This window comes from Paenibacillus polymyxa (assembly GCF_018614975.1).
Lineage (GTDB): Bacteria > Bacillota > Bacilli > Paenibacillales > Paenibacillaceae > Paenibacillus > Paenibacillus polymyxa_E.
In genome coordinates this window covers 1-16047 of record NZ_JAGGNR010000023.1, presented here as the reverse complement: position 1 = coordinate 16047, position 16047 = coordinate 1, and the positions used below count along the sequence as shown (strand labels likewise).

Here is a 16047-nt window from a genome sequence, read left to right as displayed (position 1 = left end):
CACTTATCCTTTCATCCTATACTGCCTTTATTTATTGTATCACGTATCATGCACAGTCTCATTGGCACGGGCATTCTGCAGTGTACGTACTTCTTCCTGCAATCGTTCGAGTTCTTGTTGCATACTGCGCAAGGAGTCAATGACCGGATCGGGCAATTGTTGACTGAGGCGATCTACCCGTCGGCCATCCTGTTTAACAATTCTGCCCGGTATACCTACCACGGTACTATTGGAAGGCACTTCCTTAAGCACAACGGAGTTGGCACCAATGTTACATTGATCCCCCACGCTAAATGAGCCCAACACTTTGGCTCCAGACGAGATAACCACATTATTACCAATGGTCGGATGTCTCTTTCCTTTTTCTTTCCCTGTTCCGCCAAGGGTAACCCCCTGATAGATGACAACATCATCGCCAATCTCACATGTTTCTCCAATAACGACGCCCATTCCATGGTCAATAAACAACCGATTTCCGATCGTAGCTCCAGGGTGTATCTCAATTCCTGTCATAAAACGACTAACCTGCGAAATGAACCGGGCAAACGAGAACCATCTTCGCTTGTATAAAAAGTGAGCGATCCGGTGTGCCCATATCGCATGCAGCCCTGAGTAGGTAAATACCACTTCAAACCATCCCCGAGCTGCCGGATCGTTTTCGAACACCGCCTGGATATCTGATCTGATCTTCTTGAACATGCTCGTTCCCCTCTTGTTCAGGTTCCCGTCCTCCGGCTTACCGGACGGCGCGTTCCTTGGTAGTGTACTGCACACTCGCCTAAAACAAAAAACGCCCCTGCAGCATTTAGCTGCAGAGGCGTTTATCGCGGTCCCACTCTGCTCGGTTCATTCTCAGATAGAATGAGCCCTCAAGCGGTTTGGTAACGGAAACCAATCGTCGCAACCTATCCTAACGTTTTCCCATGTCATGCTGACAAAGGCGGGGCTGGATTCGGCTGTGCAGCTCACGGGCGCATTTCGACTGCTGGACAGTGGATGGTTCGCAGCCACCGCAACCAAAGAGATCTCTCTTTGCTGCGGGACCATCCTCTCTGAATCTGTCCGGGTCAGTCTACTCCTCCCGATCTTTGCTGTTCTATTAGATAAATCATATCATTTAATCGTTGTGTTGTTATTATAGCGAAAAGGCCTCAGACTGACAACAGCCTCCTACGTAATCCATCCATCATAAGACTGTGTTCGAATTCCAAATAAACGGAATGTCATTGAATAAGCTTATTTACTCGCGCAAGCAAACGCTCGATCACCGTATCACGACCAAGAAGCACGATCGTTTGGTTCAGATCCCGTCCATGCGTCTGTCCAGTCAAGGCTACACGAATTGGCATAAAGAGCTGTTTGCCCTTAAAGCCGGTTTCTTTCTGTACTTCCTTGATCAAAGCAGCCATTTTGCTTGGCGTGAACTCTTCACTTGCCTGCACTTTATCAGCAAATGCCTTCAGCACGGTTGGTACTTGCTCTTCAGCGAGAACTGCGGCACCTTCAGTTTCCAGCTCAATCTCCGAACGGAAGAACACTTCGGACAATTCGACAATATCGGAGGCAGAATTCATCTGCTCCTGGTACAGGTGTACCAGAGTATACGCCCATTCTTTTTGTTCAGCAGACAGCTCGGAAGAGATAAGTCCAGCCTTTTGCAGATGCGGAATGGCCATTTCAGCAATACGTTCCGGGTCAGCATGTTTGATATAGTGGTTGTTCAAGTGAGCCAGCTTGTGTGTATCAAATACCGCCGGGCTCTTGGACAGACGTTTCGTATCAAAAATGGAGATCAACTGCTCTTGCGAGAAGATCTCTTCTTCCCCTTCCGGCGACCAGCCAAGCAAGGAAATGAAGTTAAACATCGCTTCAGGCAAATAGCCGAGCTGATCATACTGCTCAATAAACTGAATAACGGACTCATCCCGTTTACTCAGCTTCTTGTGATTTTCATTCACGATCAGCGTCATATGACCGAATTGCGGCGGCTCCCAGCCGAGCGCTTCATAGATCATCAGTTGACGCGGCGTGTTCGAGATGTGATCTTCCCCGCGCAGGACGTGGGAGATCTTCATCAAGTGATCATCCACAGCAACGGCATAGTTGTACGTGGGAATGCCATCTTTTTTCACAATGACGAAGTCACCGGATTCCTTGCTGTTGAACGAGATTGTGCCTTTAACCATATCATCAAACGTATATGTGCGCTCTTCCGGCACACGGAAACGAATACTCGCTACGCGGCCTTCCGCTTCAAACGCACTAATCTGCTCTGGAGTCAGATCACGGTGTTTGCCCGAATAACGCGGTGTTTCTCCACGTGCGGACTGTTCCTCACGCTCTTGCTCCAATTCTTCTTCCGTGCAGAAGCAACGGTAAGCCAGACCTTTATCCAGCAATTCCTGCGTATATTTACGATAGAGGTCCAGGCGTTCCGTTTGACGGTATGGTCCGTATTCTCCGCCCACGTCAATACTTTCGTCCCACTCAATTCCGAGCCATTTCAGGTATTTCAGTTGGCTTTCTTCACCACCGGCAATATTCCGTTTCACGTCCGTATCTTCAATACGAATAATGAATTTACCGTTATTATGTTTGGCATATAAATAGTTAAACAACGCCGTACGGGCATTCCCGATATGCAGGTGTCCCGTTGGGCTCGGCGCGTAACGCACACGAATATCCGTGCTCATATGATCCCCTCCGTCACTAATTGATTGATGATATCACACACGTACAAGGCAAACAACGGATTGAGCGGCAATGCCCTCTCCCCGTCCCGGGAATCCCAGTTGCTCTGTCGTTGTTGCTTTCACGTTCACCTGTGTTACATCCGCTTCTAATGCCTTGGCAATAACCTCAGCCATCTGTGGGATATAAGGAGCCATCTTTGGCTTCTGGGCAATAATCGTTGAATCGATATTCCCTAGCTTATACCCGCGATCTTTCACAAGCTGCCATACATGCTCCAGCAATTTCAGGCTGTCGGCATCTTTGAATTCCGGATCGGTATCCGGGAAGTGCTTGCCAATATCCCCTAGTGCCAGCGCACCCAAAATGGCATCACTGATCGCGTGCAACAGCACGTCTGCGTCCGAGTGACCCAGCAGTCCTTTTTCATAAGGAATCGTTACTCCGCCAATAATACACGGGCGTCCCTCTACCAGCTGATGTACATCAAATCCCTGTCCTACACGTATCATCGCTTCTTCTCTCCCCCCAGCAAAAACGCAGCGTATTGCAAATCTTCCGGCGTTGTTAATTTGATATTGGTATAATTGCCTTCCACAACCTTGACCGACATTCCCTGACGTTCAGCCAGCATGGCATCATCTGTCCCCAGAAATCCGTCCTGCTCGGCTGATTCGTAGGCGGAGAGCAGGGAAGAAAGACGAAAAGCCTGCGGGGTTTGAATGCTCCACAGACTGCTGCGGTCTGGTGTCGCCGTAACGACTCCCTCCGCATTCACTTGTTTGATCGTATCCTTCACGGGAACCGCCAGTACAGCTGCTCCACCACCGGATATGGCGGCCGCCATGCATCCCTTGATCTGCTCATGGTTCACAAAAGGACGTACCCCGTCGTGAACGAGAACCCAATCCGTCCCAAGTGCCTCAAGGCCTTTATGGACAGAATGTTGTCTCTCTTTCCCTCCGGGGATAACACGGACACGTGAATCCAGTTGGTATTCTTTTACCCAATCCTGGCAGCGTTCAACATCTGCAACTCCTGTGACCAGCACCATCTCGCGGATCTCGTCCAGCGCAGCAAATACCTCAAGCGTATGTATGAAAACGGGCTTGTCCTGCAGCAACAGATACTGTTTGCTCTCGGTCGTCCCCATCCGGGTTCCGCGACCTGCTGCCACAATGACAACGCCCCACCCTTTATCCATGCCGCAATCCCTGCCTTGTCTGTCAGTTTATCGTCCAAAGATATACAATATCATTCAACGATACACTACCCATCATACCGCTTTATTGGGCTTTTTCCAACAGTTTCGGCTTGGCAAAAATCATTCGTCCCGCTGAAGTCTGTAACACACTGGTTACCAACACTTCCATCATCATGCCGATATACTCGCGTCCGCCCTCCACAACGATCATTGTGCCATCATCCAGATAGGCTACACCTTGACCATGTTCCTTGCCATCCTTGATGATCTGCACCATGATCTCCTCACCTGGCAGAACAACTGGCTTAACCGCATTGGCGAGATCATTAATGTTCAACACAGATACACCCTGGAGTTCGCACACTTTGTTCAGGTTAAAGTCATTGGTGACCACTTTGCCCTGAAGCACTTTAGCCAGTTTAACCAGTTTGCTGTCGACCTCGGAGATTTCCTCGAAATCCCCCTCGTAGATCAGAACTTTTACATCGAGTTCCTTCTGGATTTTGTTCAATATGTCCAGTCCACGCCGTCCTCTGTTCCGCTTGAGAAGATCCGATGAATCGGCAATATGCTGCAGCTCCTCCAGAACAAATTCCGGAATTACGATCGTGCCTTCAATGAATCCGGTTTTGCATATATCAGCAATGCGCCCATCGATAATAACACTGGTATCCAGAATCTTATGTTCTTCCATCCGTCTATCCTCGTCCACCTCGGGATGACCCCATCGTCCAGACATCCAGAAGGCCCCCAGATCGTCTTTCTTCGCCATGGCAAGGGTATAACCAGAATAAGCACTAATCACCGTCAGCGCCACTTGCAGCACTTCTCCTGCCGTCCCCATCCATCCCACAACAGGGTAGAGCAACAAGGCCACCAGTAACCCGGCAACGGCACCTGCGGCACCTGCCGCCAGTTCGTTCATAGGCACTTTTGCCAATGAATTGATTCCACTATGCAGCCTGTCTGCCATCAATGTTCCACCAATATTACATACAGCCATAAACATTACAGCTCCCAGCAACGTCGATATACCAGCTCCCAGTAATCCTGCTGACTGAATCCACTCCGCCATCCATGGGACCGATTTTCCTGCCAGATGATATGCCGTGTAGCCGAACCATGCACCGCACAATCCTGTAAAAGTTAAAATGCCTTTTTTCCACATTAGTCCCTGCACCTCCTTCAATGTATCTTGATCTTTATATCCAGTATGATCCAATTTCTAAATTGCTAATCCCATCTGGAAGAACTTTTTGGAAATGTTGCAATCGTCAGTTGAAAGTAGGTAAATTATTGGCATATAATGAATTCAATTCATATCCCGAGGTGAGTGGCAAAATGAGTACGCTAAGTTTACAGGCTTTCCAGGATCAAGTTTCTGAACTGTTGCTGCGTCATCGCAGTCTGATTGATGTACTATCCAAAACAGGACAAGCCGGAGCGTCTGTTAACCGTGCGGTGTCCAAAGCCATTACCGAATGCGGTTGCATCGAGCTGCACGCCACCAAGCAGAAATATGCCCCGGAGAGCGATATTGCTCAAACCAAGGGCCTGCTAGAAACGCATGTGGAAGGTGCGTTGTGTGAGAACTGCAGGGAGGTCATCAGCTCTGAGTTAGGGCGGAACCTGTTCTACATGTCGGCTCTCTGTAATCTGCTGGACATTAACATGGAAGAGGTCGTGAATCACGAATCACAGAAGTGTTCAACGTTAGGGATGTTTAATCTGTCGTAAGAAGATATGTATATCGTCCGTAAGGGTTTCTTTTACCGTAAATAGATCTGAATATACAAAAAGCACGCATTCTCCAGTTGAGGAGAGTACGTGCTTTCTTTGTATAGTGTCTGTCCCCAAGGCGACTTAACGATCGGAAGGACGGGAAGATTTCTCATCCTTGCGCTTTTTCGCCCGACTACGTGAGGCCGCTGTTCGCACATTATGCTTCATTCCATACAAGGCGTATAACACCAGCGGAATAAAGATCAATTTGGATAACTGCTCCGGGAAAATAACGGCTACAGCTATTGCAAATAACACAACCCAAGGAGCAATCCAGATTGCCTTGCGTGGCAAACCGACCTTTTTGAGATTGGGGTATTTAAGCGAACTCACCATCAGATACGATAACAGCAACGTAGCAATCATCATGCTAACCGGCCCAATATCCTTATTGAACAAGGACAGTGTAGCCAGCACCCCGCCAGCTGCCGGAATCGGCAGACCTGTGAAGTATCCGGGAATACCCGGACGAACGTTAAACCGTGCAAGACGAATGGATCCACAGATCGGAAAAGCCGCTGTTGCGATCCAGGCGAGGATCGGCATCGAATCTTGAAACGACACCATAAATATGATCAGGGCTGGTGCTGCACCAAAGGAAACCATGTCAGACAAGGAATCCAGTTCCTTGCCGAATTCACTTTGAGCATTGAGTGCACGTGCCACTCGGCCATCCAGACCATCCAGCAGCATCGCTACAATGACCATAATGGCAGCCAAACTGTAATTTCCATCAATCGCAAGCAAAATTGCCATCATTCCAAGAAACAGATTACCCAGGGTAAAGAGATTCGGAATGAATCTGGTTAGCATTGTTGTTTCACCTCATCCATTTCAAGCCTTTATATAGGCAAACCCTTACATCTGTCTGTCGATAAACATCTGCTCCTGCAAACGTTTGAGGCCTTCCTTAATGGTCCGGGCACGAACTTCACCAATACCGTCCACTTCGTCCAGTTCTTCAATTGTAGCCATAATAACATGAGGCAAGTGTTCGAATTGATCCACCAGATTATGGATAATGACATTGGGCAGGCGGGGGATCTTATTTAATACCCGGAATCCACGAGGGGCAACCGAATCCTCTGAAGTAGCTGCTGATGAAGGATAGCCGAGAAGACGGACAATATGATGTGCATCCAGCAACTCATCATCCGACAATCTTTTCAGTCCCACGATAATTTCACGGATTTTGTCATCACTGTCGTCACGGGCATAGTCCTTATACAATAACCAGGCTTCTTCTTCCGTTGTACCCACAAGCTCTTCCATTTGCATGGAAATGAGTCGTCCCTCATTCCCGAGTTCATGAATGTATCGTTTGATTTCCGTTTTAATCCGCATCACCATTTCGGTCCGCTGAATCACATTAACCACTTCAGGAATCGTCACCAGTTCCTCAAATTCAGAGGCACTCAGATTCGTAAGGGACTGTGTTAATACCGCTTTGTATTTCTCCAGGGTTTGAATCGCTTGATTCGCTTTGGTCAAAATAACCCCGATTTCCTTGAGGGAATAACGAAGTGTTCCCTGATACAAGGTAATGATATTCCGGCGCTGTGATATGGATACGACCAGTTTACCCGTTTGCTTTGCTACACGCTCTGCCGTCCGGTGACGAATCCCCGTCTCTGATGAAGAGATCGAAGAGTCCGGGATTAACTGGGTATTGGCGTAAAGAATACGCTTCAAATCCTCGCTAAGAATAATGGCTCCATCCATCTTGGCGAGTTCGTACAGATAGTTGGGGGAGAAATCACAGTTAATCGAGAATCCCCCATCCACCACTTCCATTACTTCAGGGCTGTATCCTACAACAAGCAGTGCGCCCGTCTTGGCGCGCAGCACATTTTCCAGACCTTCGCGGAAAGGTGTACCTGGTGCAGTCAGCCTTAACAATTCATTCATATTATCCAGTTGGCTCGAATCTTTCATCTTGTTATGCCCCCTAATCTAAAGCAACCGCTAGTGCATCTGCCACGGTATTCACACCGATCAGTTGTATCCCGCGAGGATGTTTCCAGCCCTTTAAGCTTTTTTCCGGTAAAATGACTCGCTTGAAGCCCAGCTTCGCGGCTTCCTTCACTCGTTGTTCGGCTCGTGATACGGCTCGAACTTCACCTGTGAGACCGATCTCGCCGAAGATGACGTCGTCCGGCTTGGTCGGTACATCTCTCAAACTAGATGCAATGCTGACAGCAACCGCCAAATCTACAGCGGGCTCATCCAACCGTACTCCACCAGCCACGTTCAGATATGCATCCTGGGTCTGTAAAAACATGCCCATCCGTTTCTCCAGCACTGCAATGATCAGATTTAATCGATGCAGATCTACCCCTGTTGCCATGCGGCGGGGAGAAGGAAAATGGGTAGTCGAGATCAACGCCTGCAATTCCACGAGCAGAGGACGAGTCCCCTCCATACTGGCAACTACCGTTGAACCTGCTACACCCAGTGGACGTTCTGACAAAAAGAGTTCGGACGGATTGCCCACCTCACGAAGTCCATCCTCGCCCATTTCAAAAATGCCAATCTCATTGGTGGAACCAAAACGGTTCTTCACCGCACGCAGCAGGCGATACGTATGGTGCCGTTCTCCTTCAAAATAAAGCACGCAATCCACCATATGTTCTAACATACGTGGACCGGCAATGGCACCTTCTTTGGTAACATGCCCCACAAGAACCGTTGCAATGCCTCTGCCTTTGGCAATCCGCATGAATCTTGACGTACATTCCCTTACCTGTGCAACACTACCAGGCGCACTGGTAACTTCGGGAAGATATACCGTCTGAATGGAGTCGATGACAAGAAAATGCGGCTGGATCTGATCCACCGCTTCCTCTACACGTTCCATATTGGTTTCACACAGCACATACAACTCGGCAGACAGTGCCCCGAGACGGTCCGCCCTCAGTTTGGTTTGCTTGACTGATTCCTCACCGGAAACATATAACACACGTAAACCCGAGTGCGTTAAAGCATGGGACGTCTGCAACATCAACGTTGATTTACCGATACCCGGATCTCCGCCCACCAGAACGAGTGAACCCGGAACGATTCCGCCACCCAATACCCGGTTCAACTCTCCGATTCCAGTCTGTACACGCGGTTCCTGACCGCTATCTATATCTATGATAGGAAGCGGTTTATCTTTACTGTCAAATAGAGGAGAATTTCTCCCTTGTGTTTTGACCACCGTCTCTGTCTCTTCCACCATTGAATTCCATGACTGACAACCCGGACACTTACCGTACCACTTGGGGGCTTCATAGCCGCATTCCGTACATTGAAACTTGGTTTTAACTTTGGCCACTTCAGCACTCCTATAATTTAGTTTTATAACAGCATATTGCATTATTCGACGAATTTCACCCAAACTCTCTGACGTGCAGGGTTACTAAAAGTTTACCATTGTTTGAGATTTTTCGTAAAGGATTATCGCAAACTTTACACATGTTCACGCCATAATCATGTCCGTCTTCTGTCCAAAATGCAAACAAACCTTCTCGGCCGAAGCCGAGAAGGTTTATTAAGGATCAATACAAGCTGGAGTTTAGCTCCAAAGGTTACTATATATTATTTGGTTTCGATTTCCTCATTAGAAGGAACTACCACGTCTTTTTTCGTTACAGACAGTGCACCGTTCTCTTCGTCAATGAGCAACGAATCTCCTTTGATTACATTACCTGTGAGTAACTCCTCAGACAATTTGTCTTCGATATGCTTCTGGATTGCCCGACGAAGCGGACGCGCACCGTAAGCTGGATCAAAGCCGGCTTTGGCAAGGAAATCCTTGGCATTGTCGGTGAGTTCGAAGTCAACCTCGTATTCACGCAGCCGTTTGCGAAGCTCCTCACTCATGAGGGTAACAATCTCTGCAATGTGTTTCTGTTCCAGAGAGTGGAATACGATAATTTCATCAATCCGGTTAAGGAACTCTGGACGGAAGCTTTTCTTCAGCTCATCCATGACTTTACCCTTCATGTTATCGTAATCCGCACCTGCATCCACAACCGCTGTGAAGCCGAGTGTTGAGTTACGTTTGATCGCTTCAGCACCCACGTTGGATGTCAGGATAATCAGCGTATTCCGGAAGTCAACAACGCGACCTTTGGAATCCGTCAGACGACCATCCTCAAGCACTTGCAGCAAGATATTGAATACTTCCGGATGTGCTTTCTCGATTTCATCGAGCAGGACAACAGAATATGGTTTGCGACGAACTTTCTCTGTCAGCTGGCCACCTTCTTCATATCCAACATATCCTGGAGGCGCTCCGACGAGTCGGGAAGTCGAATGCTTCTCACCATACTCGGACATATCGATACGGATCACTGCATTTTCATCGCCAAACATCGCTTCAGCCAGAGCACGAGCAAGTTCTGTTTTACCTACCCCTGTAGGACCGAGGAAAATAAATGAACCCATCGGACGTTTTGGATCTTTAAGTCCCGCACGAGCACGACGAACTGCACGACTGACAGATTTCACAGCCTCATCCTGGCCGATAACACGTTCATGCAGAATGGATTCCAGATTCATTAGGCGCTGTGTCTCTTCTTCTTTTAGCTTGTTCACCGGAATTCCTGTCCAGTTGGCTACCACTTGTGCGATATCCTCAGGTGTTACTTCGGAATCCGTGCGGCCTTGTTTTTCTTTCCATTGATTCTTCGTTACATCCAGCTCTTCACGGATTTTTTGTTCCGTATCACGAAGCGCTGCTGCTTTTTCGAACTCCTGACTTTGAACTGCTGCGTCTTTTTCCTTACGGATATCTTCCAGACGGCTTTCCAGTTGTTTCAGGTTTGGTGGGATCGTGTAAGAGTTCAATCTTACTTTGGAGCCCGCCTCGTCAATCAGGTCAATCGCTTTGTCTGGCAGGAAACGGTCTGTGATGTAACGGTCAGACAGTTTAACCGCCTGCACAATTGCTTCATCCGTAATTTTCACGCGGTGATGCGCCTCATAACGGTCACGCAAGCCGTGTAAGATTTGAATCGCTTCTTCCGGAGAAGGTTGATCTACAGTAATCGGTTGGAAACGACGCTCAAGCGCTGCATCCTTCTCGATGTATTTACGATATTCATCCAGTGTTGTCGCACCGATACATTGCAATTCTCCACGGGCCAGAGCCGGTTTCAAAATGTTAGAAGCATCGATGGCACCTTCAGCTCCGCCTGCCCCAATCAAGGTATGCAATTCGTCGATAAACAGGACAATGTTACCTGCTTGGCGAATCTCATCCATGATTTTTTTCAGACGATCTTCGAACTCACCACGATATTTGGTTCCAGCGACTACTGAACCCATATCCAAGGTCATTACACGTTTGTCGCGCAATGTTTCCGGAATCTCATTTGCAATGATTTTTTGTGCAAGACCTTCAGCAATCGCTGTTTTACCTACACCTGGCTCACCGATTAATACCGGGTTGTTCTTGGTACGACGGCTGAGCACCTGGATGACACGTTCAATTTCTTTACTACGTCCAATGACTGGGTCAAGGTTATTCTCTCTGGCGTATGCTGTGAGGTCACGTGCCAGACTGTCCAGCGTTGGTGTGCTGACATTGGCAGGTGTGCCATTATGACTGGATACAGCTTCACTGCTGCCAAGCAATTGCAACACTTGTTGACGTGCTTTGTTCAGGCTAATACCCAGGTTATTGAGCACACGTGCTGCAACACCCTCGCCTTCACGAATCAATCCGAGCAGGATATGTTCTGTGCCTACATAGGTGTGGCCCAATTTACGAGCTTCGTCCATAGACAGTTCAATTACTTTTTTCGCACGTGGCGTATATGCAATGTTGGTAGGTTGCTCCTGGCCACGGCCAATCAGCGTTTCTACTTCATCCTGAATTTTTTCCAATCCGAGTCCCAAGCCGATCAGTGCTTTGGCTGCGATGCCTTCGCCTTCACGAATGAGGCCGAGCAGAATATGCTCAGTACCGATGTTATTATGACCGAGACGGACAGCTTCTTCCTGCGCGAGTGCGAGCACCTTTTGGGCCCGTTCCGTAAATCTTCCAAACATCATATCTCCTGCACCTCCATGGTTTTGGATAAAACGAGCGAGTTCAAACAACTCCCGTCGTATTCTTCATATCATTTCTGTTTGCAGCCATGCTGCGAATAAAGTCATTTGGCATTCGTACATGCCTTATTATATAAAAGCCGCAATGCGGCATGAAACCATAATTCAATACAATATCAGGCTAAGCTAGGGCTGCTTCGCTGCATTGATCGTATCACGAATCAACTGGGCACGGTAAATGTCACGTTCATCTGTGCGCATATCTTCCCCGAATGTTTTCTGCAAAAATCCCGGCTGTGTCATCACATTCAACTCATTCATTACCGTAATGGACAGTCCATCCAACAAGCCGAGATCCACGCCAAGGCGTACATCCGATAAGCGCTGTGCAGCTTCCTTGGAATCAACAATAGCTGCATGAGACAATATGCCGTAAGAACGCATGACACGATCCGTAATCCGAAGTCTGGAGTCGGTAATCAACCGTTCTCTAGCTGTACGTTCATGACCAATCATCTGTAACACAACACCGTGCAGGTTCTCGATGACTTCCTGTTCGGTCTGTCCCAATGTAATCTGGTTCGAGATCTGGAACAGGTTCCCCATCGCCTCGCTACCTTCACCGTATATTCCTCTTACCGTCAATCCCACTTGGGAAACTGCGGTTAAAATGCGGCCAATCTGTTGTGTCATCACCAGGGCAGGCAAGTGCATCATAACCGATGCTCTGACACCTGTACCTACATTGGTAGGACAGCTGGTTAAGTATCCTCTGCGATCATCAAAAGCATAATCCACATGCGCTTCAAAAGCATCATCTATTGCGGAAGCTTTCTCCCAGGCTTCTTTCACCTGGAACCCCGGATAGAGGCACTGGATACGAAGATGATCCTCTTCATTGATCATAATACTGACAGACTCATCCTCACTGAGAATAACCGCACCATTCCTCGATTCGTTCGCAAGACTTGGACTGATGAGATGTTTCTCAACCAGCACCCGTTTGTCGAGTTCGTCAATATCGAGCAGATCCAGCGTATGAAAATCCCCAAAGGCATGAACGTCATCGTATTGAAGTACTTCGCTCAGCTTATTCAGCACCTCTTCCGATTGCTCATTGGAAGCCAGCATCGGAAAAGGAACATGCTGAAGGTTGCGTGCGATCCGGACACGGCTGCTAATGACGATTTCGGAATCAACCGCATCACTGCGCATCCAGTCGCTGAGCGCCTTCTCTGTAAAGCGCAGATTAGGCATTACGAATCCCTCCTACTCATGACAAACTTTACTCCTCAGCTATTCCTTTTTCAAGTCCTCTAATCTGGTCACGGATCTGAGCCGCCTCTTCAAATTCCTCTTGCGCGATACTCTCCTGAAGCTCACGCTTCAGATCGGCGATTTGCCGTTTCACCTTGATGCGACCACCAGCTCGTGCAGGCACTTTGCCTACATGGGACGTATTGCCATGAACCCGCTTGAACAAAGGATCCAGACGGCTGTCAAAATATTTATAACATGAACTGCAGCCGAATCGGCCTATCTTGCTAAATTGTGAGTACGTCATACCGCACTCTTCACATTGAAGTGCTTTTGCAGGCGGTGATCCTGCAGATCCACTTTTCCCAGCTGGATCAAAATCGAGCAACCCGGACAACAAGTTGTGAATGGAAAACCCACCTGCTGTTCCAGGGATCATTTCCCCTTTTTCACGGGCACATGACTCACAAATATGGAATTCCGTCTTCTCTCCATTTACAATCTTCGTAAAATGAAGTGTCGCCGGACGTTTATTGCATTCTTGGCACAGCATATTGATGTACCTCCTTTGACCCCGATAGTTTTCATTTACCGAGCAAAGATATTAACATCGCCTTTAACATTCTGGCACGAATTTGATCCCGGTAAGGAAGTTTGACCATAATAACCTCTCTAGATACAGCAGCTCGCATCAACCCGGCTTCACGTTTGCTCAAGAAACGTGCTTCTTCCAATTGATAGATCAGACCTTCGGCAGCTGTCTGCCCAATCTCATCACCAATACTATGGTGCAAATGGTTATGCAGAGCTGATTGGGCCGGTAATTCAATGCGCTGTATGCGAACATAACCACCACCGCCACGTTTACTCTCAACCAGGTATCCCTTCTCGAGTGTAAAACGTGTGCTGATGACATAATTGATCTGGGAAGGTACACATGAGAATTGATCTGCCAGATCATTACGCTGAATTTCAACCATTCCTTCGGGACTTTCATGCAAAATACTCTTCAGATATCGTTCGATAATATCAGAGATATTACGCATCCAATCATCCTCCACTGTCTGAAACGTTAAGTCAATAAGGACCCACACGCCCCCACAGAGTACACCTTCTCTACCCATTTAACCAATCAGGGAAACAGCGAATCTTGCTTCCACAGGTGTCATCAGGAGAGCGAAGGAAGCACGAAGGTCCTTTAATATTACCTTGATCCTCCGATGAAATGAATCCCGCATATTGGCGATCATGCATCAGATTGTTGAAAGAAAGCTACTTAAGTATTAAACCTTTAGTTGACTTTGACTTTCTTTGACTTTATAACCATTATAGCATATTTTGTGGTTTTGCCAAGTGGGGTCACTATTCATTTTTTACGATTTTACACGAAATATTCCCCAGATACAAAAAAACCTCTCCAAAATTGCTGGAGAAGTTCATTCGTCTTTCAATCACGCCGTATTTCTATATAAGCTAATCAAGTTAAATGGAGCAATGGGAATAGTCATCAAAAGAAATCGAGTAAATAGGTTTCCCGTTCAGGAATCGCTTGTTCCAAAGCATGGATTGCTGTGTTCGGTCCGTGAATTCTTCCGATTCGTGCCATTTCCGTTGGTCTGCGATATCCCATCAGCACCGCGGTAAGGGATTGAATATCCAACTTAATGATCTGATCATCATTAATTGGCTCCGAAGTTTTCCATATGGACGCTGTTCCGTTCATCGCTACGTTTAATTGCCATAATCCTTCATTCCACGGAGCGTGGGTATCCTCTACCTGTAGAGCAATCTGCACCGGTGAGTCCTGGCTTGCAAAAGGATACTGGGATATAAACTGCTCTACACTAACGATACGTGCCATAAAATAAGGTACAATCTCCTGCTGAATCCGTGGGTTATCCAATTGGAAGGCAAGCGTATCACTGGCAGGCGCCTGCAACGTAACTTCCTGGATCATGGAATCATGGTTGGCAATGAAGGTCCACAGTCCTTGCCTAGCCTCTTCATTGAGATAGATGATCTCTTTAATGGTAAACTTATTTTCCTTAACCTCATATAAAAGATAACCTTGTGCTGCATCAGCTTCATCGTAATATACAGCCTTCTGGCTGGTCCCATTAACAAGAACTGAATTCTCCCACCTTGCATCATCCCGAACCAGAGTTCCGTTATAACGCTCAGCATAAGCACTGTAAACTTCCTTTAATATGCTGAGGCCCGGATCCCCACGCCGAATCGTTCCAGGTGTCGCTTTTTTCATAGGCAAATGAGCTGTAGGTACTTTATAACGTTTAAATTCAACATACGTCTCCCATCCATACTTCCGATAGAAGCCAAAAGAGAATGGATGCAAGAATGATATGCTCTGTTTGTTACGATTCATTTCTTCCAACGCATGCTTCAGCAGACCCGCTACCCAGCCTTTGCGTCTATACTCTGGCCAGGTGGCTACACCCGCAATACCGCCCATCTCGAACGATCTGCCATGAATATAGGTTTGAAAAGGAATAATGTGAAGTTTGGCTCCTAGCTGCCCGTCTTCATATACACCCCATATATCCTGTGAAGAAAATTGACTCCGCCGTTTTTCTTTTTGTTCTTCACTCATTACCACTTGAAAAGCATATTCGGAGAGTGCCATCGCCGGTTCAAAATCATCTACCGTCAATTTCTGAATTTCCATGTCGTCCTACACCCCATTCGCTAGAGTTATTATCAATCCAAATCATGGCCTGATATCTGATATATGTACCCCTTTGAGTGTGTCAGAGGATTCCTACAAAGTCAAATAAGAGATGCTTACGCATCTCCTTAAATAAACAAATAAAAACCACCACCGAATAACATCGGCAGTGGTTCTTCGCTTGGCGGCGTCCTACTCTCCCAGGACCCTGCGGTCCAAGTACCATCGGCGCTAGAGGGCTTAACGGTCGTGTTCGGGATGGGTACGTGTGGAACCCCTCCGCCATCGCCACCAAACGCATAGCTGTGCTTACATTTCAGAGTGGTTGTTCTCTGAAAACTAGATTCGAAACGAAACATGCGATTTACAACTTGCTAATTGGATAAGCCCT

14 protein-coding genes and 1 rRNA gene are annotated in these 16047 nt (G+C 47.5%); 1 reads left to right on the top strand and 14 read right to left on the bottom strand.

Features of this window, described 5'->3' with window-relative positions; translation table 11 throughout:
* Positions 1 to 39: 39 nt before the first annotated feature.
* From cysE to J7E78_RS19515, 5 genes are all read right to left on the bottom strand, one after another.
* Positions 40 to 699, bottom strand: coding sequence for a serine O-acetyltransferase (cysE, locus tag J7E78_RS19535; RefSeq protein WP_215077842.1), 660 nt, complete (start codon positions 697 to 699; stop codon positions 40 to 42).
* Positions 700 to 1223: 524 nt separating this feature from the next.
* Positions 1224 to 2693: a glutamate--tRNA ligase gene (gltX, locus tag J7E78_RS19530; RefSeq protein ID WP_215077841.1), complete on the bottom strand. Its 1470-nt coding sequence runs from the start codon at positions 2691 to 2693 to the stop codon at positions 1224 to 1226.
* Positions 2694 to 2726: 33 nt separating this feature from the next.
* Positions 2727 to 3203, bottom strand: coding sequence for a 2-C-methyl-D-erythritol 2,4-cyclodiphosphate synthase (gene ispF / locus J7E78_RS19525; RefSeq protein ID WP_017692052.1), 477 nt, complete (start codon positions 3201 to 3203; stop codon positions 2727 to 2729).
* Entirely contained in the window at positions 3200 to 3895 is a 696-nt protein-coding gene (gene ispD / locus J7E78_RS19520; protein ID WP_215077840.1) for a 2-C-methyl-D-erythritol 4-phosphate cytidylyltransferase, read from the bottom strand. The genes ispF and ispD overlap by 4 nt, the downstream gene beginning before the upstream one ends.
* Before the next feature lie 82 nt (positions 3896 to 3977).
* On the bottom strand, positions 3978 to 5063 hold the full coding sequence (locus tag J7E78_RS19515) for a PIN/TRAM domain-containing protein (RefSeq protein WP_215077839.1): 1086 nt from the start codon (positions 5061 to 5063) through the stop codon (positions 3978 to 3980).
* A gap of 173 nt (positions 5064 to 5236) precedes the next feature.
* Here J7E78_RS19515 and J7E78_RS19510 point away from each other — a divergent pair, with 173 nt between their 5' ends.
* Entirely contained in the window at positions 5237 to 5632 is a 396-nt protein-coding gene (locus J7E78_RS19510; RefSeq protein WP_215077838.1) for a nucleoside triphosphate pyrophosphohydrolase family protein, read from the top strand.
* Between the two features lie 126 nt (positions 5633 to 5758).
* Here the strand turns inward: J7E78_RS19510 and pssA are convergent, their stop codons facing one another.
* The 9 genes from pssA to rrf all read right to left on the bottom strand — a co-directional run bounded on the left by pssA (position 5759) and on the right by rrf (position 15952).
* Positions 5759 to 6490, bottom strand: coding sequence for a CDP-diacylglycerol--serine O-phosphatidyltransferase (gene pssA / locus J7E78_RS19505; protein ID WP_215077837.1), 732 nt, complete (start codon positions 6488 to 6490; stop codon positions 5759 to 5761).
* Between the two features lie 45 nt (positions 6491 to 6535).
* Entirely contained in the window at positions 6536 to 7612 is a 1077-nt protein-coding gene (disA, locus tag J7E78_RS19500) for a DNA integrity scanning diadenylate cyclase DisA (protein ID WP_215077836.1), read from the bottom strand.
* A gap of 13 nt (positions 7613 to 7625) precedes the next feature.
* Entirely contained in the window at positions 7626 to 8993 is a 1368-nt protein-coding gene (gene radA, locus J7E78_RS19495; protein ID WP_036671578.1) for a DNA repair protein RadA, read from the bottom strand.
* A 263-nt stretch (positions 8994 to 9256) separates the two neighbouring features.
* On the bottom strand, positions 9257 to 11719 hold the full coding sequence (locus J7E78_RS19490) for an ATP-dependent Clp protease ATP-binding subunit (protein WP_215077835.1): 2463 nt from the start codon (positions 11717 to 11719) through the stop codon (positions 9257 to 9259).
* A 183-nt stretch (positions 11720 to 11902) separates the two neighbouring features.
* Positions 11903 to 12973 carry a protein arginine kinase gene (locus tag J7E78_RS19485; RefSeq protein WP_215077834.1) on the bottom strand — a complete coding sequence of 357 codons (1071 nt, stop codon included), beginning with the start codon at positions 12971 to 12973 and terminating at the stop codon, positions 11903 to 11905.
* A gap of 28 nt (positions 12974 to 13001) precedes the next feature.
* Positions 13002 to 13526, bottom strand: coding sequence for a UvrB/UvrC motif-containing protein (locus J7E78_RS19480; RefSeq protein ID WP_215077833.1), 525 nt, complete (start codon positions 13524 to 13526; stop codon positions 13002 to 13004).
* Positions 13527 to 13557: 31 nt separating this feature from the next.
* The gene (locus tag J7E78_RS19475; protein ID WP_215077832.1) at positions 13558 to 14019 is read right to left on the bottom strand and encodes a CtsR family transcriptional regulator; all 462 of its coding nucleotides are present in this window, start codon (positions 14017 to 14019) and stop codon (positions 13558 to 13560) included.
* Between the two features lie 461 nt (positions 14020 to 14480).
* Positions 14481 to 15656, bottom strand: coding sequence for a GNAT family N-acetyltransferase (locus J7E78_RS19470; protein ID WP_215077831.1), 1176 nt, complete (start codon positions 15654 to 15656; stop codon positions 14481 to 14483).
* A 179-nt stretch (positions 15657 to 15835) separates the two neighbouring features.
* Positions 15836 to 15952: ribosomal RNA gene (gene rrf / locus J7E78_RS19465) — 5S ribosomal RNA — on the bottom strand.
* Between the last annotated feature and the right edge of the window lie 95 nt (positions 15953 to 16047).